Consider the following 25,597-nt stretch of genomic DNA (forward strand, 5'->3'; position numbering starts at 1 on the left):
TCACCAGTCCTCGTCCTTGATGTCCGGCACACGTCCGGCGAAGGCATAGAAAATGGCCAGCATCACCGAGGTCACCGTGCACAACACGCCCAGTTCCACGAGCAGGATGCCGTAGTGCTGGCCGGAATGGTGCGACTGGTCGGGATGCAGCGCGTCATAATCGAGAAAGTTCAGCGGTTCCCCGGCCCCGTTCATGAACATGGTCAGGATGCCAGTACCAACGAAGATCAGAACCCCCAGGGCAGCGCCATAGCGCACGACGATGGGCGGAACCGCGCGCCGGGCCTCGTCCATGCCGAAGATCAGGGCGTAGAGGATAACGGCCACAGCGATGATCACGCCGGCCTGGAACCCACCGCCCGGACCGAAGTCACCATGGAAGTGGACATAGAAACCAAAGACCACGATCAGCGGGATCAGGAGTTTGGAGACAATGCGAAGGATCAGGTGCGGGCTCACAGCTCGTCCTCCTCGTCTTCCTCGCGGCGGCCGGTACCGAAGCCCAGCAGCAGCATGACGCCCAGCGCCGCCGAGAACACCACGACCGTCTCGCCCATCGTGTCATAACCCCGGTAGGAGGCGAGCACGGCGGTGACCACGTTCGGCACGGCAATCTCGTTGGGCGTGCGCTCCATGTAATCCATGCCGACATAGGAATTGGCCGGCGAATCCGGGTCGCCATAGACGGGCATGTCCGGAATGGCGAAGAACAGCGCTGCGCCGGAGGCTGCCACGACAGCAAAGGCCGCCCAATGGCGCTTCTTGCCGGCGGGCTCGCTTTCGCGGGCCGTCAACAGCATGGCGCCCAACAGAAGCACGGTGGAGATACCGGCGCCGACGGCGGCTTCCGTGAAGGCCACGTCCACCGCGTCCAGCGACACGAACCAGGCCGCAGAGAGAAGCGAATACACGCCGGTCAGCATGACCACGGCGAACAGATTGCGAAGCCGGACAATGGCAAAGCCCACCGCCAGCAGCATCGCGATCAGCGCGTAGTCGAGATATTGGGTCAGATCAGAAGGCATGTCGGATCACCCCTCCCCGCTGGTCGAGCCGGCATCCTTGGGATGCGGCGGTTTGAACCGCGACAGCGCAGGCTTGTGGCCAGCCCGATGGGCGGCATTGGCAATGGCATGGGTGGCCGTCGGGCTGGTCAGGAACAGCAGCAGGCCGACCAGGGCCAGTTTGGCAAAGGTCTGCCAGTCGGAGGCCTGCAGCAACAGACCCAGAACGATCAGCTCCGCCCCGAGCGTGTCGGTCACGCCGGCCGCATGCATGCGGGTGTAGAAATCGGGCAAACGGTTCACGCCGATGGCACCCGCCAGCACGAAGACCAGACCGGCCGTCATGGCCGCGACCGATCCGGCAAACAGGGCGTGTTGAAGGATTTCGCCGAAGCTCATTCGTCATACTCCCCGTCGAGCGCCTTGCGCAGGGACATTTGTGCCAGCGCGATTTCCAGCGAGCGATAGCGGAAGAATTTCAGGATCGCGATCGTGGCCACAAAGTTGATCAGCGCGTAGAGCAGCGCGATGTCTATGGCATCCTGACGGTCCACAATGGCCGCGAAGACCAGCAGGAAGAGCACGGTCTTGGTACCGAAGGAGTTCGCCGCCAGCACGCGGTCATACAGGGTCGGCCCTGCGAACAGGCGCGCCAGCATGATCGCCATGGCGGCGGTCAGGCCCAGCGCGATGAGAAAGGTCACGACATCCATTATTTCGCCTCCCGGCGGCCATCGGTCGCCGTATCGGACCGCTGCCCCATTTCCGCAAAGCCGGCCGGCTCCGTGAATTCAGTGTCCAGGGCGTGCACAAGAAAGCCGTCATCCTCGATATCGACCGTCACCGTGCCCGGCGTCAGCGTGATGGAATTGGCGAAGACGCAGCGGCCCAGATCGGTGCGCTGTTCAGCCGGCACGCGGATCAGACGCGGCTCGACATTGAGCTCCGGCTTCATGATCAGGCGCAGGACCGCCAGATTCGACTTGAAGATCTCGCCGCCCAGCCAGGACCAGTAGGCGAAGAGCGGAATCATCGGTCCGGCCGGAACCGTCTCGCGATCGACGATTCGCATTCGGAAGGTCAAAGCCACCGTGGTGACGATGGAAACGACCCCGACCGTCATGACGATCGGATAATCGCCAGACAGGGTGAAAGGCCCTGACAGGGTAAGCCAGAGCGCCACCAGAAAGGCGGTGAGGCTGACGCCGTAGAACATGGAAACTCCCCGCGCGATAACGCTTGTCGCATGGTTATTAGCGGGAGAGGCGAGCCTTGACCAGATGAACCGGACGGTCAGATGCACCCAGTCTTCATGTGGATTTGCCACTCACCCCTTCCGCAGGACCTCCGGCTCAATCGAAGTCGAACAGCTCGCTGAGGAAGCTTTCGCGCTTTTTGGGCCGGCGACGGTCATCATAACGCGTCCCGCCCTGCACGGGCGGGGCCGGGCGGACAGGTTGAGCCATTTGCGGCTGGGACCGCTCAATGATCTTGTCCAGTTCACCGCGGTCCAACCAGACTCCCCGACACACCGGGCAATAATCGATTTCGACGCCGGATCGTTCGGTCATCACCAGGGTTTCATTGTCGACGGGGCATTTCATGATCGTCCTCTCACTCAGCTGGATCACTGGACCGCGGACGTAGTGCGCCGCGCCCGCGCGGCGAGGGGGATTGGCGAGGTTCGCCGTCCCTCTAGACGCGGGACCAGACCCGCTCATGGAGCGTGTAGGCGATGGTCTGGACAGCAGGCTCAACGAGGCCGATGGCCAGAGCCGCGCGCCAATTGCCCGTGATGAGATAGGCCACGGTCATGGCAACGCACCAATGCATGAAGGCATAGGTCACGGCCTTGGCCGTTGATCGCTTGCCCGCTTCACGCGCTATCAAGCCGAGGCAGGATCGTGCCAGTGCGGCCATGGAAAACTCCTTGAAAGCACTCTTTGAGAATAATTCTCAAAGCCGGCGTTTGCAAAGCGTTTCAGCGAGTTAGGGCATGAATTGTTTTGATCAGGACGATAGGAAAAAGCGATTGTTCGCCTAGTCCTTGTCTTCCATGGACAAATTCCAGTAGCGCAGCACGGTCTGGGCCTTCTCGACCGAGAGGCTGTCAAAGACCTTGCGGGCCTGGTGGCAGGGATCGCTGTCCTCACGGCGCCCGAGCCCGCGCCACATATTCTGGAAGGACGGCCATTTCAGACCGGTCGCCTTGCACAGGATGGCCAAGGGTTCGCCCGCCATATCCTCGATCATGCGGGCTACAAGGCGATGGTCCACTGACGCCAGATTGGCAATCTCCGAAACGATGTCCGGATGGGCCCCGTCCATCGCCATGGCTTCGCACACGCCTTCCAGCGAGCCGTAGGTGCTGCGCTCTGAGGCCTCGCGGTCCCGCTGGCGGCGATCGATATAGCGAAGGACACGGGCCACCATCGGATCGGACCAGCTCTCCTGAGACGCCATCGGGAAAATATCCTCCGAGGCTTCCAGCAAAATGGTCCGGTCCACGGCAAACCGCTCCAGTATCTGGAACCGGTCCATGTGTTCGCAGCCCCAGAACAGACGGAAGGCCTGGGCAGGGCGGAGCTCCTCGCGCCGGATGAGCAATTGGGCGTAGCCGCTTTCCTCCAGCGCGGCCCCGACCAAATGGTCCAGGGTCGGCGTGGCCAGTGTCGCGGTTCTGTTGCGCAGGAGACGTTCGACGACCGGCGGCTCGCCATAGGCGGCCAGGGCGGCTGACACGGTCTCGGACAGGTTTTCGCGCTTGGCGATCGTCAGCCGGTGCTGCATCGAGCCGGCGCTGACAATTTCCAGCATGTCGAAATCGGTCAGGGCCTGGCATTGCTCCAGAATGGGCTCGGCCACCTCGAACTTGTCACAGGCCAGGGTCCGCAAGAGACGATGCGGTGCATCTGACAGCCCGGCCAGACGCCGGGCACATCGCTGGCGCAATTCCAGCTCGCTGGCGCGGATCACATCATAGAGAAGATCGCCGACAATCCAGCGTTCACGCGGCGTGATCCGGCTGGATGGCAGGCCGACAATATCCGCCAGACGCCGCGCCAGGATGGCGCGCGTCCGGGGTGTCGCGACAGGTTCTGTCAGATCCAGCGGCTGTGCATCGGCCATGCGTCTTCATTCCCGAAACTCAGGTCACTCACCAGAGTGCCTTGCGGGCGTTAATGAATCGTACCGTACGACTGCCTCAGGCAGACGCCTTGCCGGGCGCCGTCTGGCGCGCCAGCCAGGTCACAGCCAATGCGATCAGGAAGAAGACCACGGCCATGCCGAAGAGCATGGGCGAGTGGACATAATCACCGCTCTCGTCAAATGCGACAGGTGCCGAAATTCCCAGCCAGGGCGTGAGGTGGAAAACAATCGCCCCGCCGATGATCCCCGCCGACAGCATGCCGCCGCAGCTCCGGATCGCTCCGACAAAAAGGCCGGCCAGCAGGAGAGCCGCCGCCAGCACCTCCGCCACGCCGGTCGCAATCCGGAGGACCGGCTCAAACAGGCCGATGCCCGATTGTTCGGCGATATACTGGAAAACCGGATTGGCGGCGCCGAATTTCTGCGCTCCCATGAACAGCATGAAGACAGCCAGCAGGACAGTGAGACCCAGGTGAATCCAGCGCATGTCATTTCTCCCCAACAAGCGTGCTTCTTGCCTAAGCGCTTAAGCTTGTTAGAGATAGCGCACTTTGTTTTTCACCCGAACACATTCGGGTGATCTATCCACAGACCGTTCCGCTCGAGTTCAGACCCTTGCCAGTTTTCCGCCCCCTTGCGGGCAATCGCAATCTCCGGCTCCCCCCTTTCGGGGCTTACCTTGTGCTCGTCGCGGGCTGGTTTTTCGGCTTCGGCCTGCAGACCACCCTCTTCCCCGGCGTGATCACCTTCACACTGGGCGAGAGCCCGGAACGGTTGGGCATTGCCCAGGCCGCGCTGACCGGACCCATGATGCTGCTCCTGCCTTTTGCCGGCGTTCTGGCCGAGCGCAAGGACCGTCGCGGGATCATTTTCTACTTCTACATTTTCGCCGGCCTTGCGGCGGCCACCCTGGCCGGTCTCCTTCTGGCCGACCAGCTCTCCTACTGGGTCATGGTGTCCTTCGCGCTGATGATCGGCGTGGCGGGTGGTTTTGTGATGCCTGCCCGGGACAGTGCCATCAATCCGGTGGTGCGGATTTCCGCCCGGACGCGGCATGGCGGGATCGAACTCCAGCGCGCGGTGGTGATGGCCTCGGCCGTCCAGTTCGGGGCCCAGATCGCCGGCATGGCCGTCGGATATTTTGCCGCCTATACCGGCCCCGGTGCCCTCTTCATGCTGCAGGGCGTGGGCCTGCTGATCGGCGGTTTCTCGGCAGCCTTCCTGCCAAGGCTCGGCTCCAAGCGGCATATGTCGACCGCGCATCCGCTTCAGGATCTGCGCGACGGCGTGTCCGCGGTTTTCCGTTCGCCGGTCCTGATGCCGATGACGGTGATCATGATCGCCCTCGGCATTCTGGTCGTAGGCGGGGCCTTCCTGGTCCTGATCCCGCTTCTGATCCGCGAAGCCTATGGCGGCGGATTCCGGGAAATCGCCAGCCTGATGGTGTGTTTCTGGGTCGGTGCCTTCATCGCGAATGTGGCTCTGGCCGTGTTCCGCCAGATCGAGAAGCCGGGCCGTGCCATGATCCTCGCCCAAGGCGTGACGGTTCTGTCCACCGGGGCTTTCGCCCTGCCCCTGCCCTTCTGGTCGCTCTATGTGCTGGTCTTCGTCTGGGGGCTCGGGGCCGGTGTCGCGATCTCCCTGTCCCGTGCCGTGGTCCAGGAACAGGCCCCGCCGGACAAGCTGGCCCGCGTCATGTCGGTCTATCAGCTGGGCCTGTTCGGCGGCATGCCGGCCGGCGCCATCCTGATGGGTTTCATGATCGGCGCGCTGGGACCGCAATGGTCCGCCCTCGTGCCGATGATCGGACTGGGACTGGTCCTGGTGGTCATCAGCCTCACAACACCCATATTGTCGGTGAGACGCGGCCAGATCCATCCGGCCGCCCTGCCCGGAAACGAGGTGCGTGATGCCGAAACTGACTGATGCCGAAATCGAGACACTGAAAGCCCGGCTCGACCCGCTGACCTATGCCATCGCCTTCGAGGAAGGCACGGAGCGGGCCTTCACCCATCCGCTCAACACGGAAAAGCGCGCCGGTGACTATCACTGCAAGGTGTGCGGCGAAGCCCTGTTCAAGGCGGATCACAAATACGAATCCGGATCGGGCTGGCCATCCTTCTATGACGCGGCCGACCGCGGCGCGGTCGATACCAAGACCGATCACAAGCTGCTGACACCGCGGACAGAGATCCACTGCGCCAATTGCGGCGCTCATCTGGGCCATGTTTTTCCGGATGGTCCGCAGCCAACCGGCTTGAGATATTGTACCAATGGCACTGTCCTGGACTTCCGTCCGGAGCAGAGCGAGCGCTAGCAGCGAGGGCCTGTCTGGCCTAGAGGGGGAATGATGCGAGTGAACACGATTGCCGGGTTGGCTGGCGCGGGTCTTTTGGGCCTGGCGCTGACCGCCTGCAGCCAGGAGAGTGAAATGACGACCGAAACCGCGGCCTCAAGCCTGATCAGCCGGGCCCAGGGCCTGGAGGCCCCCGTCGCCGAACAGCGTCCGGTCGAGATCGAACAGCTGGGCTTCACCCGTGTGGATGAATACCAGTGGATCAAGGACGAGAACTGGCAGCAGGTGATGCGCGAGCCGGAGACGCTGGATGCCGATATCCGCGCCCTGCTCGATGCCGAGAACGCCTATCTGGACGATGTGATGGCGCCCACCGAAGCGCTGCAGGAGCGTCTGTTCCAGGAAATCCGTGGCCGCATCAAGGAAGATGACACCTCCGTGCCGGAACGTGATGGCGATTACGCCTATTTCACGCGCTATCGCGAAGGCGGCCAGTATCCGATCTATTCGCGCCGTCCGGTTGATCCGGAGACGGGAGAAATGGTCGGCGAGGAGGAAATCCTGGTCGATGGCGATGCCGAGGCCGCCGATTTCGACTATCTGGATTTCTCCATCATGGAGCACTCGCCGGACCACCAGTATGTCGCGTTCGGCGTCGATGTACGCGGGTCGGAATACTACGAGATCCGCATCCGCGAGATCGCCACAGGCGCGATTGTCGCCACCCTGACCGATGAAAGCTCGGGCGATTTCACCTGGGCCAATGACAGCCAGACCCTCTACTGGGTGTGGCGCGACGACAATGGCCGCTCCAAGCGCGTCTATCGCCAGTCCCGCGATGGCGGTGCCAGCGAGCTGATCTATGAAGAGCCCGATGACGGCTTCTTCGTCTCGGTCGGCCTGTCGGACGGGCATAATTATGTGGTGATCAATGCCGGCGGCCACACCTCCAACGAGCTGCGCCTGCTGGATGCCAATGATCCCGACGCCGAACCGGTCCTGATCTCGGCCCGTGAGGAAGGCGTCGAATACTATCTCACCGAGGCCCGTGACCGCTTCTACTTCCGCACCAATGCGGACGGCGCCGTCGACTTCAAGATCGTGTCCGCGCCGCTGGATGCGCCGGGCCGCGAGAATTGGGAAGACTTTGTCCCGCACCGTCCGGGCACGCTGGTCAATGCGCTGATCGGCTTTGCCGACTGGCAGGTCCGCATGGAGCGCCAGAACGCCCTGCCGCGCATTGTTGTGCTGAACTATGAGAGCGGCGAGAGCTATGACATCGCCTTCGACGAGGAAGCCTACTCGCTGGGCATTTCCTCGGGCTATGAGTTCGACACGGACATGCTGCGCTTCTCCTATGAGAGCCCGTCCACGCCGGAAGAGACCTATGACTTCAACATGGCCTCCCGCGAGCGGGTCCTGCGCAAGCGCCAGGAAGTGCCATCCGGTCACAATCCGGAGGATTATGTCGTTCGCCGCATCATGGCCGAAGGTCATGACGGGGTGCAGATTCCGGTGACCATTCTCTATCACCGCGACACGCCGATCGACGGCTCTGCACCGCTGCTGCTGTACGGTTATGGCTCCTACGGGATCACCATTCCGGCCGCTTTCCGGGTGACGCCGCTGCCGCTGGTGGATCGCGGCATGGTCTACGCCGTCGCCCATATCCGCGGTGGCATGGCCAATGGGTATCAATGGTATCTGGACGGCAAGCTGGAGCTGAAAACCAATACCTTCCGGGACTTTGTCTCGGCCGGTGAAGCGCTGGCGTCCGAAGGCTATACCTCACGCGGCAATATCGTCGCCTATGGCGGATCGGCCGGTGGTCTGCTCGTCGGTGCCGCCATCAACATGGCCCCGGACCTGTTCGCCGGTGCCATCGCCGCGGTGCCGTTTGTGGATGTGCTCAACACGATGTCGGATGCGGAATTGCCGCTGACGCCGCCGGAATGGCCGGAATGGGGCAACCCTCTGGAGAGCACCGAGGACTACCAGACCATCGAGGCCTACAGCCCCTATGACCAGATCCAGGCCATGGATTATCCCCATGTCCTGGCGACGGGCGGACTGACCGATCCGCGGGTCACCTATTGGGAGCCGACCAAGTTCGTCGAACGTCTGCGGACGATGCGGACGGATGATGGATTGACGCTGCTCAAGATGAATATGGGCGCCGGTCATGGCGGGGCTTCGGGCCGGTTCGACAGTCTGCGGGAAACCGCGCTGAACTGGGCCTTTGCGCTGATGGTGGTCGGCTTGGCCGATGAAGAGGTCGAGGCGATCGCGGCGGAGTAAAATTCCCGTTCGCCTTGTCCTGAAACGATCATGGGCGCCCCGGTTCGGGGCGCCCATTTTCGTTATTCTTCAAGCGAGTAGACCAATCGGGTCGTCGCATCCCGATAGAGAATGGGTTCGCCATTGCGGACCTGGGGGTCGTAGCGCCAGCGGCTGACCGCATTGATCGTGGCGCGTTCGAAGGCGGTGCTGGTACAGGTGCCGGCCCGGATATTCGCAGTGCGGCCCTCCGGGGTGATATCATACACCACCGTGCACTCGCCCGGACGGCCCCGGGAGGCCTCGCTGGCGGGATAGACCGGATTGATGCGAACCCGCGGCTCCGGCTGGGCCCGGTCGAAATTGACCAGACCGTCCCCGGTATCGATGCCGGCCACTTCGATCGGCGGAAGCGTGTAATTGTCCCCGCCCGGAAGCACGTCGACCGCCGCGCGCGGCACATCCAGACGCTGGGCCGGCGGTGGCGGATCAATCTGTGTGATTTCAAGCTGGTCCCAGTGATCATCAATCACGACCGGCTCCGGCTCGAAGCGGATCTGGACCGGTGGACGTTCGACCACCGGGTCCGGCGTGACCGGTCCGATATCGATCAAATTATTCATCATGATGAAAAGGCCGACGGTGACGGCACCGGCGACCGGAATGACGACCGGTGTGCGCACCGGATGCAAACTCATGCTCATGGAAAGACAGGCTCCCCTCCCTTGCGAGATCCTGCATGGCCCCAGACAGTTATCCCCGTTTCAACAAACCGGCCAGGGGGCCGGAAACGCACAACTCGCGCTCCGGTCCGACCGGGGTTGTCGACGCGACAACACCGCGCCAACACTGCTTATTTTAATGAAAACCGGGGCCAAACCGGGTTGAAACCGGGACAGAATGGGGCAGCGAGAGGGTGATTTCGGGTCCAGGACGGACCTGGAACAGACCCAGAAAGACATCAGGACGGCATCAGGACCTCGCCAGACCCGGCCCGAAACGGCATCGCGCCCGGCCTGAAAAGACCGGGCGCGATCCGAAAGCGTCTCTGACAGGGTCAGGCGCGGTCGTATTCGGGATGAAGCTGGCCGTACTGATCGAAATAGGTCCGGCACAGATCATCCATGCGGGGAAAGATCCGGATCCCCTCACTGTCGACCTCATCCTCGCCCATCGGGGGTGAGCGCCGCATGCGTTCGATCTCCAGTTCGCAGGCCTCGATATTGACCTGGTCCTGCATGCGTTCGCCCTGGAGGCCGATCGCGATCTTCTGTTCGACGAAGCTGATCCAGCCCTGGGCGCCGGCGCGGGAATAGTCCCAGGCGAGTGCTTCCTCGAACGCCGCGATGGCGCCCTCCAGATCATCAGTCTCGACGCGGACCGTGCCGACCAGATTCCAGGTATCGCCGGGACGGTCCAGGCCGCCCTGGTTGATGGCCTGGACGAACATGGCTTCGGCTTCGCTGAAATCCCCGGCCTGGTAGAGGGCCTCACCCAGTTTTTCATAATCCGGACCGGCCCCGGTCAGGGTGGCGATGCGGCGCAGGACCGGCAGGGCGCGATCCCATTCCCGGGCCTGGCGCCAGAGATTGGCCAGGAGCTGATAATTCTCCGGTGTCGGATCGATCCGGCCGGCATTGAATTCCCGCTCCATGATCTCGGCCCCGCCAAACGGGTATTCATAATAGGAATAGTACTGAGCGAGCCGGACCAGTTCGGTGCTCGTCTCCAGCATGCCGTTGAGATAGAGGATGCGATTGACCTCGAAGGCATCCTGTTCCCGACCGCTGCGCGCCAGCAGCGAGGCATAGCTGGTCCAATAGGATTTCTCGTCGGGCCAGCGCGTGATCATCTGGCCCATCAGCTCGGTCTGCTGCGGCACCAGATCCATCTGCTGGTAGAAAAAGAGCAGGATGGAGAAATGCTGGCGCCCCGGCTCTTCGGCGGCCTCGAAGGCGATCCGGCCGTAGCGCAAGCCGGTGCGGTAGTCCTGGAGCTGGCCATAGCCCTGGGCGAGGCGCAGGGCCAGGTCACCGCTGAGCGGCGTGCCCCGGGTCAGGGCGGCCTCGATCAGTTCCACCCCGTCACGGTATTCGCCCTCGCCCAACAACAATTGCCCGGCATTGATGCGCAGGACATTGGCATCCTCGTCCGGCAGGGCGTCCAGCTCGACGGCCTGCTGCCAGGCCGCGATGGCGCCGGACGTGTCATCGAGCTCATAGCGGGCCCGGCCGAGCATTTTGAGAATGGCGGCCTGTTCATAAGGCGTGAGCCCGTCCAGGCGCAGCAGGTCGCGATAGCCGTCATGGGCAATCTGCCAATGCCCCTCGGCCTCCGCTTCCATCAGATCGAGCAATCGCTGCCCGACCCGGGTCGAGAGTGAGGCTTCGCTGCGCGCGCTGCGCTCTCGGGTTTCGCCCTCCTGGGCCTGGGCCAGCGGTGCCAGGGTCAACCCCAGGCAAAGAACCACCAGCGCGCCAATCGCTCCGGCCAGGCCGGAGTGGCAGTGTATCTGTCTCATGTGCACCTCCCCGATCATGACGTGAACTCCCCAGCCCCGGTGCATGCCGTCATGAAGCCGAAAGGTTCCCGTCACATTCGGGCAAGAATGAGGCGCGCGCAGGTTGCAAGCGTCCTGCCGGATCAATTTTTGGGGGTGAACGGTGTAAACCCGGGGCCGGTGCCCCGGAGTGAGGCGCTAGCCGGCGATGCGGTCCCGGCAGGTTGACCGCTCAACCCCGTCCATGACCTGCCAGCGCCGGTCCTCTGCGGCGCGCACCAGACAGCCGAACAGCGCCCGGTCGGGGTCTGTCAGCAACACCCCCTCGCCGGTCACCCGGTCGATGGTCCGCCAGCCTGCCTCACCCAGCCCAGCCTCCAGCGCGGCCTGGATGCGGGCATCCGTGAGTGCAAGAGACTGGCCCGTCTGTTCCCGATGCGCCTGGTTCTCGTCGATCAGGCCGGCCAGGATGTCGGCCAGGCGTCCGGACCGGCGCGAGGCCAAGTCACCATCCGCCCGGAAGGCCAGCAAGGCGCCGCGCTGATAGGGCAGACGTTCGGTGTCCCGGCTGTCCCAGACATGATCGATCAGCGCCTGTCGCGTCATGTCCCGCACCGGGGACGCCTCATAGCGCGCTTCCAGGGCATTGATCGCCGCGAGGAAGCCCTCAAGGTCCAGATCACCGACGCGCAAGCGGACCAGCAGGGTGAAGTACTCGGTGAAGCCCTCGGTGAACCACATGCGCGCGGGATCCGTGGCCATGTCGGTCGGCCCCATGCGCCCGGTGATCCATTCGTGCAGGACTTCATGGCTCATCGTGTGCCGGACTTCCTCGGCCGGCGCATTGGCGGTGGTCAGGATGAGGAAGGTCTGGTGAAAGGCCGTGCCGATCACGGCTGACTGCTCCGGCAGGGGCGGCAGGGGCATGGCGGCGATCAGATAGGTGTCGAACGGCGTGTCCCGGAACAGCGCTGTCGCGTCGGCGATCATGCGTTCGGCCCGGTTCTGGATCGCCTCCGCCGGAAACGGCAGATCACCCCGGATCGCCGAGCGGATCGTCACGCCGTTCAAATCGCGGCTCTCGGTCTCGAACGCCCCGACCACCCAGAGCGTATCGAGAAAGCGCGAAACCGGAATGGCCTCGGTGCGGATGTCGGCGCCATCCCCGAGACTGGACCGGACCGGCACCGCCTCCCCATCGCGCGTGACGGTAATGGCAAAGACCTGACGGCCAGCCTCCGGGCGGACCGGATGCGGAAAGGCGGCGGCGCCGACAAACACGGCAAAACCGGGCTGGGTCACGGGCCGCAATCCGGGAACCCGCTGCACGCCCCATTGCGGCAGCCCTTCATAGTCCTGGGAGAAGCGGTAGCGCAGGGTCAGCCGGGCGTGAGCCGGATGCTCGACGGAGATCACCCCGTCCCGGGCGGCCACCGGGTCAAAGGCCGCGCCATCGACCGAAATCTGCAGATCGCTGAACTGCGCCTCCAGCCCGGTCTCCGGACCCCAGTCGCCCGGCAGGCGGATTTCGGACACCCCGTCGGCATTGCCCGCAAAACCGAGCTCACCGGACCAGGTCTGGAAGCCCCCTTCCGCAACCAGGCGATACTGGATGGTGCCGTCGTCCTCGGCCGCCTGGCTCCAGGCGTCACCGATCACCCAGGGCGCACACAGCGCCCATGAGAGAAGCGTCAAAAATCTCAGCGTCATGATTGTTGATCCCCAATCGGACGCCCCCCGCATCCCCGGTAGCATGACCGCCCCGATCACCCAAAGAAAAACGCCCCGGTCCAAGACCGGGGCGTTGATCAATGCGCGAAAGGTGGAGCCGCTTAACCGGCGTCGGTTTCGCCCTCTTCCTCGGTCGCCGCGGCTTCGGCAGCTTCGGCGGCTTCCTGGATGTTCTCGCCATACTGGTTGTAGAGGTCGCGGCAATTGTCCGGCACGGCCACAACGATGCGGCCATTCTCGTCGACATCACCCAGCAGGATCGCCGTTTCGCGGAGGTCTTCCACGGCAAAGCGGCATTCATCCCGACGCACATTCTCGCGGATGCGGACCCGGTCCGCCGCCGCAGCGCGCTGGTTGGTGATGAAGGTGATCCAGCCATTGGCCGTCCGGCGCGAGTACGGATAGCGCGTACCTTCGCGGAAGGCCGCCAGTGCCGCATCGGTCCGGCCCAGTTCCTGGCGGACATTGCCGAGCAGGGTCCAGGCGGTACCCGGACGATCCAGACCACCCCGGTTCAGGGCTTCCTGGAAGGCGTCCTCGGCCTCGGCCAGTTGGCGTTCCTGATACATGGCTTCAGCCAGTTTCAGATAGTCATCGCCGGAACCGGTCAGCTGGGCCAGCTGGCGCAGCACCGGAATGGCGCGTTCCCATTCCCGCGACTGACGCCACATATTGGCGAGAAGCTGCAGGTTGTTCTGGTTGCGCTCCACCGTACCCGCATTGAGTTCCCGCTCGAGGATGATCGCACCGCGATAGGGATACTCATAGTAGGAGTAGTACTGAGCCAGGGCCACGATCTCGCGGCTCTCGTCGAACATGCCGTTGATGTACATGATCTTGTTGGCTTCGAACGCATCCTGCTCGCGACCCGTCTGAGCCAGCAGGGAGGCGTAGGAGCGCCAATTGCTCTTTTCGGTGGGCCAGCGCTGCACCATGCCTTCGATGATGCGGAACTGGTTCGGAACGTCTTCGAGCTGCTGGTAGTAGAACAGCATCAGCGAGTAATCGCCACGCTGGCGCTCGGCCGCCGGGCGAAGATCCCAGAAGCGCTCCGCCCAAGGCAGGCCTTCCCGGAAACGTTCGGCCTGACCATAGGCCTGGGCCAACATGCGGGCGACGCCGACATTCACCGAGTCGACACCGCCGAGTTCCACGGCCTGTTCGAGCGAGACGATACCGGCATCATACTGACCATCGGCGATCAGAAGCTGACCGATATTGATCCGCAGATTGACCGTTTCCTCAACCAGGAGCGCGCCGGTTGCGATGGCGCCCTGCCAGTCCTGGATGGCCCGGGTGGTCTGTTCGAGTTCGTAATAGGCCCGACCCCGCAGCTGCAGCGCCACAGAGCGCTCATACGGGTTGATGTCGGACATGCCGAGCGCCCGGTTCAGCGACTCGATAGACTGCGCGAACTGGTCATTGCTCTGGAATTCCTGGGCTTCGAGCACGATCTCGCCGATGCGGCTGGAGAAGGTGCGTTCGGAACCGTCATTCTCTTCTTCCTGGTTGCGGTTTCGCTGGGCTTCAGCGTCCACGACCATCACGCCAGCCAGCGAGGCGGCAAGGGCGAGTGTTGCGACGGATCGCAGCAAGCCCGAGGTATCGAATCCCTTGAAACGGATCATCGATGGCTCCTTCATACCGATCCAACTCCCCGGACCGGCTTTGACAAGATCTGGCGGAATACTCGGACCGCTAGGGGTCCCGCATTCCGACGGCGGTTGGAGCGGGCGGGGTTTGAGAACCGCCCGCTCCGATCGCTGTTAATCGGCCAGCTGGAAGTCGAAGCGCGTTTCCACGCCACGGCGTGCGACCGGCACACCGTTCTCGACTTTCGGATTGTAGCGCCAGCGTTCCACCGCCCGGATCGAGGCGCGCTCAAAGAGCGAGCTGTCGCACCGGTAGACGGAGATGTTGGTCGGCGTTCCATCCGGGGTCACGTCGAAACGGACCCAGCAGCTTCCCGAAATCCCGCGCTCGGCGGCCCGCATCGGATATTGCGGTTCGATCCGCACCAGCGGCTGGGCGTCACGGTCGGAGACCGAGAAATTGACGCTGTCGCTGTTGAGCTGCGGCGCTTCGAAGGCCGGGATTTCACCCATGACCGTCGCCAGGCCTTCAGAGGGCTGTTCAGCCCGCTGACGCTCGATCTGCGGCGGCGGGGGTGGCGGATCAACCTGCTGCACATCGTCGATCGTGGTGTCGCGGCGACGAGCCTCGACCTCGGCAACTTCATCATTGATGGAGAAGTTGCGATCTTCGACTTCTTCCGTTTCCCACGAACCCTCAACGAGGATCAGGCGGGTCATGATGAAGAAGAGTGCAACCGTGATGATACCCGCGACCGGGACACCAATGAGAAGGCGGACAAGATTACCCATATTGTCTTCCTCCCTTAGGTCTGGAGCGTCGAAATATGCACTTCGACATCCAGTTCCATGAGCAGTTCCTGAACGTCGAGGATGATGCCGATATTGGCCCCCTCATCGCCCTGGATGGCGGCTCGTCCCTTCGGGTTCTCTTGCAGAAGCTGCTCGATCACCCCACGCAGTTCGCTCATCTCGTAGACGCGGCGATTGACCCAGATCTCATTGTCGGCCGTGACCGCGATGAGCATGGACGGGTTCAGATCATCTTCGGTCATGGCGTCCGGGCGGATGGTATCCACGCCGGGCTCCTTGATGAAGACTGACGTCACGATGAAGAAGATGAGCAGGATGAAGACGACGTCCAGCATGGGCGTCATGTTCAGCTCGACTTCTTCCTCGTCGGTATTCACGCGGCTAACGCGTCTCGCCATAACTTCCTCCCGCTCTATGTTTCACTGTTCGAGCGCTGGATCGAAACCGGCACGCCATTGGCGCCCATTTCATCCCAGATCTGAACAATGATGCCATGCTCGGCCTCGTCCTGGACTTCCAGGAGTACGGCGCTGTTCGGCGCTTCCGCGCGGAAGCGGTTCACAGCCGAGAGCACACGATCAACGTCGGTCCGGACCTGATTGACAAAGATTTGGTTCTCATTGTCGACCTGCACCACGATCGGCGGCGGTGCGTTGGAGTCCGGCGGCGTGTCGCTGTCAGGCGGGGGCCGCATGTCGAGACCCTCTTCCGACAGGAAGGTGGCCGTGACGATGAAGAAGATGAGCAGGATGAACACGATGTCGAGCATCGGCGTCATGTTCACTTCTGCATTATCATCCTGGTGGTTTTGACGACGACGCATCAGCCCTCTCCCTCACCGATTTCGAGACTGTCGGCCAGTTTCGCAGTGCGCGATTTGGCCAGACGTTCGATTTGGTTGGCGAAGATGAGACCCGAGATCGAGGCCACCATGCCGGCCATGGTCGGGATCGTAGCTCGCGACACGCCGGCCGACATGGCCTGGGCGTCGGACGAACCCGAAATCGCCATGACGTCGAACACAGAGACCATACCGGTCACCGTCCCGAGCAGTCCGAAGAGCGGAGCGACAGCGACGAGGGTTTTCACCAGCTCGACATTCTGATCGCAACGCTGTTTGACCTCCGAGATGAGTTGGTCGCGGATCGCGTGGGCATACCAAGACTTCTTGTCTGCCCGCGCACTCCACTCCCGCTGCACCGTCTTCGCAATGCCCTCCTGGGCAAAGAAGAAGAAGGCGAAGCGCTCGAGGATGAAGGCCCACATCACAAATGTTGTTGCCATGATGACAACGAGGACGGGGCCTCCCCGCTCGAGGAACTCCTGAAGGCCGGTTGATACGGCCTGGAAATCCATAGCGGTTCCTCCGATTAGCCGTGACGCTCTTCAGCGTGACGGGCGACCATGCCAGCAGCCTGTTCTTCGAGCACTTGCTGAACGCCGCGTGCAAAGGACTGGGCGAACGAGTGAATGAAGAGCAGCGGAATGGCGGCGATAAGACCCAGAACCGTGGTCATCAGGGCTTCGGAGATACCACCGGCCATGATGCGCGGGTCACCCGTACCGAACAGGGTGATCTGGGTGAAGGTCTTGATCATACCGGTCACGGTACCGAGCAGACCCAGCAGCGGTGCGATACCGGCCGCGAGCTTCAGGAAGTTCAGACCGAATTCGAGCTTCGGCGACTCCTGCAGGATGGCTTCATCCAGCTTGAGTTCCATCGTCTCGACGTCTTTGTCCTTGGCCGCTTCATAAGCCAGCATCACGCGGCCCAGCGGGTTGGACTTGGAACCGGTCGACTTGCGCTTCTGGCCACCGACAGCGGCTTGCGTGCCGAGCAGGACCACCAGGCGGAAGATACCGAAGGCTGCGGAGATGATCAGCAGGCCGATGATGACCTTACCGACATTGCCGGACTGTTCGATACGCTCCGGGATATCCGGGACGTCCTTGTAGATTTCCAGGAGCGGGCCGCGGGACGGGTCAACAACACCCATCACGATTTCGTTCGGGTCCGCATTGAACAGCGCCGAGGCACCGCCCGTGAAGTTGGCCGGCGGCTGAGCCGGAAGGTCGCGCAGACCCCAGGCACCCGTCGTTTCGCTTTCTTCCCAGGACGCGAAGCGCTGGTTGTTGTTGTAGTTCGTGAAGACGACGAACGGACCGACGCGGGTCGTCGGAACGGCTTCACCACCACCCAGGCCGGTGACGACCGTGTTGAAGGTGACGACCTGCTGCTGCTGGATCATCTCTTCGGTGATGCGACGCCAGATGTAGTTCAGTTCGTCGCGGGTCGGCAGGGTGCGGCTCTGGGCCAGCGTGTCGAGCGCATCGGCGCGGCCCGGGAACTGGGCCGAGATGATGGACGCGTCGATGATGGCGGCGAATTCGCCGGCGACCTGACGGGCCTGACCGAAGAGCTCACCGAACGCACCTTGGCGCTCACGCAGTTCCTGGTCGAGTTCGTCGATGCGGACCTGGTTGGCTTCGAATTCAGCCGTCAGCTGGTCTGCGCGGTTGCGCAGGCTGGCGAGTTCCGAACGCGCCTGGTTCAGCAGCGCCTGCTGCTGGTTGGTGCTGGACTGGAATTCACGCAGGCGAGCCTGGTTTTCCGCAGAGGCTTCGCGGGCGTCGGAACGCACGCGGTTGAGAAGTTCACTGATGGATCCGGCCGGTTCGGTCTGAGCGAACGCAGCGCCGGAGGTGAGTGCCACGCCAAACGAAACGGCAGCGGCGAGCATTTTGATGGTGGTTTTCATAATCCTACTCTCCGTTCCGAGCCGTTATTGGGCGACCTGCGGGCCAGGCAGCGGCACGAGGAAGACAGACGGCGTCGTCACTTCTTCGGCGATGCGGATGGCGCGGGTCACGTTGGCTTCGTAGCTGCCCGGGAGGCTTTCCCAGTCGCTGGAGTTGTTGTGACGGATGGTCATGCGGCCATCATCGTACTGGCGGATCATGGCAACACGGCCGATCTGCAGGACTTTGACGTTCACCGGCACACCGTCTTCCAGGACGGTTTCGTCATAGGCGTTCAGCGAACGGCCGTAGGACGCTTCGATGTCGTAGGCGTTCAAGATGACGCGATAGCGCTCGGCCGGGGAGACCGACGGATCATCGATCAGCTCGTAGAGGCCTTCGATACGGGCCAGACGGCCGTTTTCGCCTTCGAGGCGGAACGGCAGGTCGAGGCTGACGAAGTTCTCGAGGTTCTCGACCATTTCCCGCATCATCGGGGCAAGGTCGGTCTGAATGCCGTCAACGCGTTCGATCTGGTCTTCCAGCGAGCCCATCTCGCTCTCCTGCGAGCGGATGAAGACTTCCTGCTGTTCGACGAAGAGACGCTGGGATTCGATCTGCTCGAGCAGAGCGCGGTATTCCAGCTCAATATCGGTCCGCTGGTCGTCCAGCTGATCGATGCGGCGCTGCGTCTGAGCGCCTTCCGTCGTATTTTGTCGCGCAACGTTGAGGGTTTGGTCCAGCTGCGCAACGGCGGCCCCCCCAAAGGCGCCCGCCGCAACAGTCGCCATAAGCGACGCGCGAACCAAATTCTTCAAGTTCACCATTTCTCGCCTCACAATGGTCAATGCGGGTCGCTTGCAGCTTCCCGCTTCAAAAAAACTTCGATGCTGACCCGGCACAGGCCTGCCGGTTCGGCCCCCTACCCTTATCGTTCAAGCGGCCTCAGACAGCTGCCGCGACATGCGGCTTAGCGATCAAGTCTAGCCGAGTGGTTACCGCAGCTGCGGATCACCCGTATACCCCGCGATGGTTGGTCCATCATCTTGTAGGCGTTCGCACGCCGCTTGAAAATCGCTGGAACGCTAACACCAGCGTTACACTACGATCAATACATCTTTGTGGCCGGAATGCGGCTCGAACTGCGCTGAAATGCGCCGGATTCGCGTCACACGTTTACCCGGCAATCGCAGCTCGCCCCAAAATGGTATGGCCCCCCACACCCGGTTGCAACGGAAAACACACGATTGCGGAACCTCCCCGGTTCCCGGAATGAGTGTAGGGCACGGGATTGCCGCAGCGCAATATCGCGATGCGCGGCCGACTATATAACAGGGAGGGAGAGATTGGCTGGGGCGCCAGGATTCGAACCTGGGAATGTCGGTACCAAAAACCGATGCCTTACCACTTGGCGACGCCCCAACCGGGCCCGTCAGCGAGGACGGAGCGCGGTAAATACATAACCCCTCGCCCGGATGCAACGCCGCAAATGGGTCGATTGCAGCGCGAAGTGCAGAAAATCGCATGCATATCATATAACCGATTGCAGGCCGCAGACCGGCGCGCGGCGGGCGACTGAAATCCGTCTGCGAATGCCTGCGTTTCCCGCGTTGCGCCGCGACAGAGAGTTGGCTATAAGCCGCGCCTCGGTTCGGAGTATAGCTCAGCCTGGTAGAGCACCGTCTTCGGGAGGCGGGGGTCGCAAGTTCGAATCTTGCTACTCCGACCATTCACTTTCCCGCCTCATCCCGCACATCTCATCACGCTTGCGTGAAGAACCGGCGCGCACTGTGCCCGGCGGGATGATTGCGCGCGCTTTCCCTCGACCCTCCGCCTGCGTCTGCCTACATTGTGGGACCAACAGGACCGCATCTTGCACGACGGTCCGTTGAGTGTGCACGGCTGGGTCGGAAAGGGCTCTCATGAAACAGTTCTGGATTACATTTTTCGGGTCAGTGGTCGGCGTCGTGGTCGGCGCTGTGCTGGCCGGTATCGCGTTTTTTGTCCTGATCGCCGCGCTGATCGGCGGCGCCCTGAGCTCCGCGGCCAGCGAGACCGCCCTGCCCCAGGACGGGATTGTCCTGGAACTCGACCTGCGCACCCCGCGCCTGGACACGCCCTCGCGCTCGCCCTTCGGCTTTGCCGAGCCGCTGCCCGTGGTGGACATTGTCCGCACGCTGGAGCGTGCCGAGGCGGACCGCCGCGTGCGAGGCCTGTTCATCCGGGCCAATGAATTCGGACTGTCCCCGGGCATGGCGGAGGAAATCCGCACCGCGCTGGCCGATTTCCGCGACAGCGGCAAATTCGTGCTGACCCACGCCCAGGGCTTTGAAGGCACCAGTGTGACCGGCTATTTCGCGGTCTCCGGCTCCGACGAGATCTGGCTGCAGGACACGGCGAACTTCACCCCGGCCGGCCTCGCCTCCGAAGTGATGTTCCTGGGCGGCCTGTTCGAACACTTCAATGCCGAGCCGCAATTCGAGCAGTTCCACGAGTACAAGAACGCCGCCAACACCTACACCCAGTCGGACTTCACCGAAGCCCACCGCGAAGCGGCAGAAAGCTATATCGGCTCGATCTTCGACACGGCCGTCAATGCGATCGCCGCCGACCGCGGGTTTGAGCCGGCGGAGATTCGCGCCCTGTTCGACACCGCCCCGCATTCGGCCGAAGGCGCGCTGGAAGCGGGTCTGGTCGACCATCTCGGCCATGTCGTCGAAGCGCGTGAAGCGGCCCTGTCCCAAGCGGGTCCGGGCGCCGAATTCATCGAACTGTCCGACTATCATGCCGAAGCCGTTCCGGCCTGGAGCAATGATCCGGTCATTGCCCTGATCGAGGGCCAGGGCGCCATCGTCACCGGTGACGGGCTGAGCGGCCCGTTCGGCGGCGAGGAAATGATCGGCGGCGACTTCATGGCAGAAGCGATTCTCGACGCTGCCGAGGACCCGAATGTCCGCGCCATCGTGGTGCGGGTGGATTCGCCCGGCGGGTCCGCCATTGCCTCCGACCAGATCTGGTTCGCCATCAACCGGGCCCGCGAAGCCGGCAAGCCGGTCGTGGTCTCCATGGCCTCGCTGGCCGCCTCTGGCGGCTACTACATTGCGGCCCCGGCCGACTACGTTCTGGCCCACGGCACCACGCTGACCGGTTCGATCGGCGTGCTGGGCGGCAAGATCGTGCTGGACGGCACGTTCGACATGGTCGGGCTGAATGTGGAGACCGTGTCGGTCGGCGGCGAATACACCACCGCCATGTCCGGCGCCGAAGCCTGGACCGAGAGCCAGCGCGCCGCCTATCGCGGCCAGATGGAACAGGTCTATGAGGACTTCACCCAGCGCGTGGCCGATGGCCGCGACCTGCCGCTGGAGCGGGTTCTGGAGATCGCCCGCGGCCGCGTCTGGACGGGTCAGCAGGCCCTGGACCTGGGCCTGGTCGACGAGATCGGCGGCTTCCGCGATGCCATTGCGGTGGCCAAGCAGCTGGCCGGCATCGCGCCGGAGAGCGATGTCCGCCTGCGCCGCTTCCCGCGCGAACGCACCCCGCTGGAAGCCTTCCAGGAAATGTTCGGTGTCACCGCCGACACGGCCGAGACGGCGGCCCGCCTGAATGCGCTGATGGAGCTGCCGGAAGTCCAGGCGGCGCTGCAGGCCCGCCAGGCCAGCCAGCAGACCGGCGTGCAGATGCGCACCACGAGCCAGGTCCCCCAATAAGCCCTGGCCTCATCCCCGGCGACAAGAAAAGGGCCTGCGCTTGCAGGCCCTTTTTTCATGTCCGGTCGGCAACAGCCGTTCAGCTGCCCGCGTTGAACACCCCGACGAAGAACAGGATCATGAAGCCGAAGCTGAGCACGATCATGTAGATGAAATCGAGGAAGACGGTCCGCATCGCCGAGGAAATCCGGCCATGCTCGTAAACGGAACGGTGGATCCGGTAGAGGTAGTAGTTCGACCAGAGGAAGAAGGCGAGTATCGCCCAGCCCGGCCCGATCGCCAGGCTGATCACGCCCAGCAGGAGGAATTGGAAGAACAGGAAGGCATGGAAATGGAGCGAGACGACCAGATGGTCGTAGAAGAACAGGCCCTTCTTGTAGAAATGCGTCCCCGCCAGGAAAAGCGCATAAATCGGCAGCAGGAAGAAGATCAGGCGCGGCGCCCAGGTCTTCATCTCCGTCCACAGGGCCTGGCCCTGCGTATCGATGATCCGGTCCGCCCCATTGGCCAGCCGCGCCCGCAGCCAATAGGGGGCGCCTGACACGTCGCCGAAGCTCAACGTCATGCCGCCGGCATCGACGAGCTGGGGATCATCCTCAGTGCCCGGTTCCACATCCGGGAAATCCTCCGGCAGCAGGGCACGGCGAATGGCCAGCTTGGATTCTTCCCGCCCCTGCGCGGCCCGCAATTCGCGCATTTCCGGCGTCAGCGGTTCGTCGGCGTTTTCGGCGGCTTCCAAAAGATCAGCATCAGCCTCGTTGAGACCGGCGATGACCTCGTCCCGGACTTCTGGCGGCAGGAATTGGACATTCGCGCGGGCCGCCTCCAATCCGGCCTGCTGGCCTTCGATGGCCGCTGCCGCGTCCGGGGGCTCAACGTCCGTCGTGTCACCGCCACCGCCTGAATTGACCAAGGAGAAGGCCAGGAAGAAGAGCACACTGGCCGTCAGATAGAGCCGGAAGGGCATCACATAACGGGCCCGCTGGCCGGTCAGATAGGATTTCGTCACGGCGCCGGGCCGGAACATCAGGGCCGGCAGGGTGCGCCACAGCCGGCCTTCCAGTCCGAGCAGCCCGTCGACCACATCCATGAACAGATCCCAGATCGGCCGGTGGAAGGTGTCCGAGGTCTGGCCGCAACTGTGACAGACCGGCCCGGAGAGCTTGGTGCCGCAATTGGAGCACTCACCCGCTGCCGTCGGCGACTGGAACATGGAGAAATGCTGTTTTTTCTTTCGCTTGGACGCGCCGACGGCATCGCCCACCGCGTCTTCGGCCGCGCCACCGATCACGGCATCCGTGATTGTATCCCCACCTGACATGAAAAAGCCCCGCGACCTGAACCTGTTACGCACAAGCTAGGTCGACGGGGCTTGGTCTGGCAAGCGGCGGTGCTTATTCCGCCGCATCCTCCATGGCGCTCGCCAGGCACATGTACCGCGTACGGTGGATGTCGACGATATTGTCTTCCCACCCGGTCACGTCCGGATTCACGAGGTTCTTGGAGACATAATAGACGATCGGGATGATCGGCATGTCATCGACCAGCATCTGCTCGGCTTGAGCGAGCATGCGACCGCGGGCCTCCGGATCCAGCTCCCGGTTCGCCGCCGTGACCATCGCGTCATACTCCGGATTGTTGTAGCGCGAATAGTTCATCGGGACGGAGCGATACTCGCCCAGGAAGAGGAAGTTGTAGGCGTCATTATAGTCGGCAATCCAGCCGCCATCGGCGATCTGGTAGTCATTGGCGCGCAGATTGTCGTAGTGGATCTGCGTGTCGTTGACGATCAGCTCCGGCTGCACCCAGTCAGCAATCGCCGACCAGTCATTCTGGACGACCGGCGCGATCCGCGGATTATCGCCCGTGGCACGGTAGGTGTATTCGAACTGGAGCGGATTGTCCGGACCGAAACCGGCCGCCTCGAGCAGGGCCCGGGCTTCAGCGCGGCGTTCCTCGATGGGCGTGTCGGCCCATTCGGCGGACACGCCGCCCGGATAATCATTCACGCCCGGCGGCACCAGGGAATAGGCCGGCTGGAAGCCTGCCCGCAGGATCTCGTCCGCGATGAAGTGACGGTCGATCGCCATGCCCAGCGCGTTGCGCACATTCGGGTCGGAGAAGGTGTCGAGCGTCGTGTTCATGGAGAAGTAGATCGTACCCATGTACGGCGCGATGCGGACATAGTCCGGAATCTCCCGGTTCAGGAAGTCCAGCTGCTGGCCCGGGAAGTTGTTGTTGATGTGCAGCTCGCCATTGCGGACGCGGCGTCCGGCGGCGGAGTTGTCGACGGTCGGATAGTAGTAGACGTCGTCGATGCAGACATTCTCATTGTCAAAGAAGCCGGTATTGCGCACCAGGTGGACGAAGTTATTGGTCCGCCAGTCTTCGAGGCGATAGGCGCCATTGACCTGGATATTGGCCGGACGCACCCATTCGTCGCCGTATTGCTCGACCACGTGCTGTGGCAGCGGGAAGCTGGTGTAGTGGGTCAGCAGGCCCGGCAGGTAGGGCGCCGGGTTTTCCAGCCGCACTTCCAGGGTGCGGTCATCGATCGCCGTCACACCGATCTCCTCGACCGGGGCCTGGCCCCGCGTGGCGGCTTCCATGCCGGCGATCGGATAGAGGAGCGACACATATTGTGCGCCGGTCTCCGGCGACGCGATGCGGCGCCAGGCGAAGACGAAATCACTGGCCGTCACCGGCTCGCCATCGGACCAGCTGGCTTCGCGCAACTGGAAGGTCCAGGTCAGACCGTCCGGCGACACGTCCCAGCTTTCCGCCATGCCCGGAATCGGCGTGCCGTCCGCCGCTTCGGTGAACAGGCCGATGAACATGTCGCCGATAATGTGGTTTTCCCACGTCCCGCTGGCCTTGTGCGGATCGAGCGACAGAGGCTCTGCCGTATTGCCCCGGTTCAGGATGATATGGTCGGAATCAACCGGGCTGCCACCACCACAGCTCGCCAGGGCCAGGGCGGAAGCGGTCACAAGAACGGACTTCAAAAAGGCTTTGCGGATCACGGTATCGGTCTCCCCTCCGACGCGTCAAAACTCTACTCAATTGTCACTTCTAGCGGAACATGCGCACCCGGTCGACAGCTGCAAGCCAGTGGCGCATAGTCCGCTCAATCCATCTGCGTACGGAATCCCCATGAAATCCAAATTATTCGTTATTTTATCGCCTTTTATTCTCGCTGCGCCTGTGGCTGCCCAATCGGGTGGCCAACCCTTGCAGCCCTTGTTCGCCTGCCGGGCAATCGAAGATGATTCGGCCCGTCTGGCCTGTCTGGATGCTGCGGTGGCCACACTGTACGGCGATGCCGAGGCCGGCGACATCGTGGCGGTCGACCGGGGCCAGATCGAGCGGGCCGAGGAATCGACCTTCGGCCTGAGCATTCCCAATTTCTCCCTGCCGAGCCTGCGCGGTGATCATTCCGAGCTGGCCGAGGCCGCCGACGCACCCGCCCCGTCTGCCGACCGGGTCGTGACCCGCGATGATGACGGCCGGATCGAGCGGATCGAAGGGCTGGCCGTGACGGAGATCTCCACCCGCCGGGACGGCAAGATCACCGTCACCCTGGCCAATGGCCAGGTCTGGCGCCAGACCGACAATACCCGCATCCAGGGGATCAGCCGGGGGGCCCGTCCGGGCCTGGAGGCCCATATCCGCACCGGGGCGCTGGGCTCCTACTTCATGCAGTTCAACAATGGCGGCCGCTGGTTCCGCGCCGAACGCGTGAGCTGAGCCCCCGGCCAGGCGCCACAAAAAAGGCCGCCCGGTTG

Annotated in this window: 26 protein-coding genes and 2 tRNA genes; 6 read left to right on the forward strand and 22 right to left on the reverse strand. The window is 63.0% G+C overall.

Annotated features, from left to right (window positions below; genetic code table 11):
* From FCS99_RS13990 to FCS99_RS14030, 9 genes are all read right to left on the reverse strand, one after another.
* On the reverse strand, window positions 1–459 hold the full coding sequence (locus tag FCS99_RS13990; RefSeq protein WP_138513620.1) for a Na(+)/H(+) antiporter subunit B: 459 nt from the start codon (window positions 457–459) through the stop codon (window positions 1–3).
* Window positions 456–1,025: a DUF4040 domain-containing protein gene (locus FCS99_RS13995; protein WP_138513622.1), complete on the reverse strand. Its 570-nt coding sequence runs from the start codon at window positions 1,023–1,025 to the stop codon at window positions 456–458. Before FCS99_RS13995 ends, FCS99_RS13990 begins: the two co-directional genes overlap by 4 nt.
* Before the next feature lie 6 nt (window positions 1,026–1,031).
* Entirely contained in the window at window positions 1,032–1,403 is a 372-nt protein-coding gene (mnhG, locus tag FCS99_RS14000) for a monovalent cation/H(+) antiporter subunit G (protein ID WP_138513624.1), read from the reverse strand.
* Window positions 1,400–1,717 carry a monovalent cation/H+ antiporter complex subunit F gene (locus FCS99_RS14005; protein ID WP_138513626.1) on the reverse strand — a complete coding sequence of 106 codons (318 nt, stop codon included), beginning with the start codon at window positions 1,715–1,717 and terminating at the stop codon, window positions 1,400–1,402. The genes mnhG and FCS99_RS14005 overlap by 4 nt, the downstream gene beginning before the upstream one ends.
* Complete coding sequence (locus tag FCS99_RS14010) at window positions 1,717–2,220, reverse strand: Na+/H+ antiporter subunit E (RefSeq protein WP_138513628.1); 504 nt, start codon at window positions 2,218–2,220, stop codon at window positions 1,717–1,719. The genes FCS99_RS14005 and FCS99_RS14010 overlap by 1 nt, the downstream gene beginning before the upstream one ends.
* A gap of 136 nt (window positions 2,221–2,356) precedes the next feature.
* A complete protein-coding gene (locus tag FCS99_RS14015; RefSeq protein ID WP_138513630.1) occupies window positions 2,357–2,608 on the reverse strand; it encodes a TFIIB-type zinc ribbon-containing protein in 252 nt (83 codons plus the stop codon).
* Window positions 2,609–2,699: 91 nt separating this feature from the next.
* Window positions 2,700–2,924 (reverse strand): DUF2061 domain-containing protein, encoded by a 225-nt coding sequence (locus FCS99_RS14020; RefSeq protein WP_138513632.1) that lies wholly within the window; start codon window positions 2,922–2,924, stop codon window positions 2,700–2,702.
* Window positions 2,925–3,044: 120 nt separating this feature from the next.
* Window positions 3,045–4,133, reverse strand: a complete 1,089-nt coding sequence (locus tag FCS99_RS14025) for a DUF2336 domain-containing protein (RefSeq protein ID WP_138513634.1) — start codon at window positions 4,131–4,133, stop codon at window positions 3,045–3,047.
* Window positions 4,134–4,209: 76 nt separating this feature from the next.
* The gene (locus FCS99_RS14030; protein WP_138513636.1) at window positions 4,210–4,641 is read right to left on the reverse strand and encodes a DoxX family protein; all 432 of its coding nucleotides are present in this window, start codon (window positions 4,639–4,641) and stop codon (window positions 4,210–4,212) included.
* Window positions 4,642–4,835: 194 nt separating this feature from the next.
* On the opposite strand from FCS99_RS14030, the gene FCS99_RS14035 reads away from it, so the two are divergent.
* From FCS99_RS14035 to FCS99_RS14045, 3 genes are read left to right on the forward strand one after another with little or no spacing between them, the layout of a single operon-like run.
* On the forward strand, window positions 4,836–6,080 hold the full coding sequence (locus tag FCS99_RS14035) for an MFS transporter (protein ID WP_233352842.1): 1,245 nt from the start codon (window positions 4,836–4,838) through the stop codon (window positions 6,078–6,080).
* On the forward strand, window positions 6,064–6,471 hold the full coding sequence (gene msrB, locus FCS99_RS14040) for a peptide-methionine (R)-S-oxide reductase MsrB (RefSeq protein WP_138513640.1): 408 nt from the start codon (window positions 6,064–6,066) through the stop codon (window positions 6,469–6,471). Before FCS99_RS14035 ends, msrB begins: the two co-directional genes overlap by 17 nt.
* Before the next feature lie 30 nt (window positions 6,472–6,501).
* Window positions 6,502–8,748, forward strand: a complete 2,247-nt coding sequence (locus FCS99_RS14045; RefSeq protein ID WP_233352843.1) for a S9 family peptidase — start codon at window positions 6,502–6,504, stop codon at window positions 8,746–8,748.
* A gap of 62 nt (window positions 8,749–8,810) precedes the next feature.
* Here FCS99_RS14045 and FCS99_RS14050 read toward each other — a convergent pair whose 3' ends face one another.
* From FCS99_RS14050 to FCS99_RS14100, 11 genes are all read right to left on the reverse strand, one after another.
* Complete coding sequence (locus FCS99_RS14050) at window positions 8,811–9,431, reverse strand: energy transducer TonB (protein WP_138513642.1); 621 nt, start codon at window positions 9,429–9,431, stop codon at window positions 8,811–8,813.
* Between the two features lie 353 nt (window positions 9,432–9,784).
* Window positions 9,785–11,248 carry a tetratricopeptide repeat protein gene (locus FCS99_RS14055; protein ID WP_171036391.1) on the reverse strand — a complete coding sequence of 488 codons (1,464 nt, stop codon included), beginning with the start codon at window positions 11,246–11,248 and terminating at the stop codon, window positions 9,785–9,787.
* Between the two features lie 177 nt (window positions 11,249–11,425).
* On the reverse strand, window positions 11,426–12,937 hold the full coding sequence (locus FCS99_RS14060; protein ID WP_171036392.1) for a M61 family metallopeptidase: 1,512 nt from the start codon (window positions 12,935–12,937) through the stop codon (window positions 11,426–11,428).
* 122 nt (window positions 12,938–13,059) lie between these two features.
* Window positions 13,060–14,586 carry a tetratricopeptide repeat protein gene (locus FCS99_RS14065; RefSeq protein ID WP_171036393.1) on the reverse strand — a complete coding sequence of 509 codons (1,527 nt, stop codon included), beginning with the start codon at window positions 14,584–14,586 and terminating at the stop codon, window positions 13,060–13,062.
* Window positions 14,587–14,724: 138 nt separating this feature from the next.
* Complete coding sequence (locus tag FCS99_RS14070) at window positions 14,725–15,342, reverse strand: energy transducer TonB (protein WP_138513650.1); 618 nt, start codon at window positions 15,340–15,342, stop codon at window positions 14,725–14,727.
* Between the two features lie 14 nt (window positions 15,343–15,356).
* On the reverse strand, window positions 15,357–15,761 hold the full coding sequence (locus FCS99_RS14075) for an ExbD/TolR family protein (protein WP_138513652.1): 405 nt from the start codon (window positions 15,759–15,761) through the stop codon (window positions 15,357–15,359).
* Window positions 15,762–15,775: 14 nt separating this feature from the next.
* Window positions 15,776–16,186 carry an ExbD/TolR family protein gene (locus FCS99_RS14080; protein ID WP_138513654.1) on the reverse strand — a complete coding sequence of 137 codons (411 nt, stop codon included), beginning with the start codon at window positions 16,184–16,186 and terminating at the stop codon, window positions 15,776–15,778.
* A complete protein-coding gene (locus tag FCS99_RS14085) occupies window positions 16,186–16,719 on the reverse strand; it encodes a MotA/TolQ/ExbB proton channel family protein (protein WP_138513656.1) in 534 nt (177 codons plus the stop codon). Before FCS99_RS14085 ends, FCS99_RS14080 begins: the two co-directional genes overlap by 1 nt.
* A 14-nt stretch (window positions 16,720–16,733) precedes the next feature.
* Window positions 16,734–18,122, reverse strand: coding sequence for a MotA/TolQ/ExbB proton channel family protein (locus FCS99_RS14090; protein WP_138513658.1), 1,389 nt, complete (start codon window positions 18,120–18,122; stop codon window positions 16,734–16,736).
* Window positions 18,123–18,146: 24 nt separating this feature from the next.
* On the reverse strand, window positions 18,147–18,893 hold the full coding sequence (locus FCS99_RS14095) for a DUF3450 domain-containing protein (RefSeq protein ID WP_233352845.1): 747 nt from the start codon (window positions 18,891–18,893) through the stop codon (window positions 18,147–18,149).
* 556 nt (window positions 18,894–19,449) lie between these two features.
* Window positions 19,450–19,524: transfer RNA gene (locus tag FCS99_RS14100), tRNA-Gln, on the reverse strand.
* Window positions 19,525–19,754: 230 nt separating this feature from the next.
* Here FCS99_RS14100 and FCS99_RS14105 point away from each other — a divergent pair.
* Together FCS99_RS14105 and sppA are read left to right on the forward strand one after the other, a co-directional pair.
* A tRNA-Pro gene (locus tag FCS99_RS14105) sits at window positions 19,755–19,831 on the forward strand.
* Window positions 19,832–20,024: 193 nt separating this feature from the next.
* Window positions 20,025–21,812, forward strand: a complete 1,788-nt coding sequence (gene sppA / locus FCS99_RS14110; RefSeq protein ID WP_138513662.1) for a signal peptide peptidase SppA — start codon at window positions 20,025–20,027, stop codon at window positions 21,810–21,812.
* 79 nt (window positions 21,813–21,891) lie between these two features.
* Here the strand turns inward: sppA and FCS99_RS14115 are convergent, their stop codons facing one another.
* Window positions 21,892–23,133, reverse strand: a complete 1,242-nt coding sequence (locus FCS99_RS14115) for a DUF3667 domain-containing protein (RefSeq protein WP_138513664.1) — start codon at window positions 23,131–23,133, stop codon at window positions 21,892–21,894.
* A gap of 73 nt (window positions 23,134–23,206) precedes the next feature.
* Window positions 23,207–24,835 carry a peptide ABC transporter substrate-binding protein gene (locus tag FCS99_RS14120; protein ID WP_138513666.1) on the reverse strand — a complete coding sequence of 543 codons (1,629 nt, stop codon included), beginning with the start codon at window positions 24,833–24,835 and terminating at the stop codon, window positions 23,207–23,209.
* 130 nt (window positions 24,836–24,965) lie between these two features.
* Between FCS99_RS14120 and FCS99_RS14125 the strand changes: the two genes are divergently transcribed.
* Window positions 24,966–25,559 (forward strand): hypothetical protein, encoded by a 594-nt coding sequence (locus tag FCS99_RS14125; RefSeq protein ID WP_138513668.1) that lies wholly within the window; start codon window positions 24,966–24,968, stop codon window positions 25,557–25,559.
* Window positions 25,560–25,597: the final 38 nt, after the last annotated feature.

The sequence above is a fragment of the Maricaulis alexandrii genome, assembly GCF_005871165.1.
Lineage (GTDB): Bacteria > Pseudomonadota > Alphaproteobacteria > Caulobacterales > Maricaulaceae > Maricaulis > Maricaulis alexandrii.

Coding starts and splice junctions, on each gene's coding strand:
- msrB (WP_138513640.1), top strand. CDS start 6,064: ATGCCGAAACTGACTGATGCCGAAATCGAGACACTGAAAGCCCGGCTC.
- FCS99_RS14005 (WP_138513626.1), bottom strand. CDS start 1,717: ATGGATGTCGTGACCTTTCTCATCGCGCTGGGCCTGACCGCCGCCATG.
- FCS99_RS14125 (WP_138513668.1), top strand. CDS start 24,966: ATGAAATCCAAATTATTCGTTATTTTATCGCCTTTTATTCTCGCTGCG.
- FCS99_RS14065 (WP_171036393.1), bottom strand. CDS start 14,586: ATGATCCGTTTCAAGGGATTCGATACCTCGGGCTTGCTGCGATCCGTC.
- FCS99_RS14045 (WP_233352843.1), top strand. CDS start 6,502: ATGATGCGAGTGAACACGATTGCCGGGTTGGCTGGCGCGGGTCTTTTG.
- FCS99_RS14095 (WP_233352845.1), bottom strand. CDS start 18,893: ATGGCGACTGTTGCGGCGGGCGCCTTTGGGGGGGCCGCCGTTGCGCAG.
- FCS99_RS14115 (WP_138513664.1), bottom strand. CDS start 23,133: ATGTCAGGTGGGGATACAATCACGGATGCCGTGATCGGTGGCGCGGCC.
- FCS99_RS14030 (WP_138513636.1), bottom strand. CDS start 4,641: ATGCGCTGGATTCACCTGGGTCTCACTGTCCTGCTGGCTGTCTTCATG.
- FCS99_RS14055 (WP_171036391.1), bottom strand. CDS start 11,248: ATGAGACAGATACACTGCCACTCCGGCCTGGCCGGAGCGATTGGCGCG.
- mnhG (WP_138513624.1), bottom strand. CDS start 1,403: ATGAGCTTCGGCGAAATCCTTCAACACGCCCTGTTTGCCGGATCGGTC.
- FCS99_RS14080 (WP_138513654.1), bottom strand. CDS start 16,186: ATGCGTCGTCGTCAAAACCACCAGGATGATAATGCAGAAGTGAACATG.
- FCS99_RS14070 (WP_138513650.1), bottom strand. CDS start 15,342: ATGGGTAATCTTGTCCGCCTTCTCATTGGTGTCCCGGTCGCGGGTATC.
- sppA (WP_138513662.1), top strand. CDS start 20,025: ATGAAACAGTTCTGGATTACATTTTTCGGGTCAGTGGTCGGCGTCGTG.
- FCS99_RS14085 (WP_138513656.1), bottom strand. CDS start 16,719: ATGGATTTCCAGGCCGTATCAACCGGCCTTCAGGAGTTCCTCGAGCGG.
- FCS99_RS14020 (WP_138513632.1), bottom strand. CDS start 2,924: ATGGCCGCACTGGCACGATCCTGCCTCGGCTTGATAGCGCGTGAAGCG.
- FCS99_RS14010 (WP_138513628.1), bottom strand. CDS start 2,220: ATGTTCTACGGCGTCAGCCTCACCGCCTTTCTGGTGGCGCTCTGGCTT.
- FCS99_RS14050 (WP_138513642.1), bottom strand. CDS start 9,431: ATGAGCATGAGTTTGCATCCGGTGCGCACACCGGTCGTCATTCCGGTC.
- FCS99_RS14075 (WP_138513652.1), bottom strand. CDS start 15,761: ATGGCGAGACGCGTTAGCCGCGTGAATACCGACGAGGAAGAAGTCGAG.
- FCS99_RS13995 (WP_138513622.1), bottom strand. CDS start 1,025: ATGCCTTCTGATCTGACCCAATATCTCGACTACGCGCTGATCGCGATG.
- FCS99_RS14015 (WP_138513630.1), bottom strand. CDS start 2,608: ATGAAATGCCCCGTCGACAATGAAACCCTGGTGATGACCGAACGATCC.
- FCS99_RS14090 (WP_138513658.1), bottom strand. CDS start 18,122: ATGAAAACCACCATCAAAATGCTCGCCGCTGCCGTTTCGTTTGGCGTG.
- FCS99_RS14060 (WP_171036392.1), bottom strand. CDS start 12,937: ATGACGCTGAGATTTTTGACGCTTCTCTCATGGGCGCTGTGTGCGCCC.
- FCS99_RS14025 (WP_138513634.1), bottom strand. CDS start 4,133: ATGGCCGATGCACAGCCGCTGGATCTGACAGAACCTGTCGCGACACCC.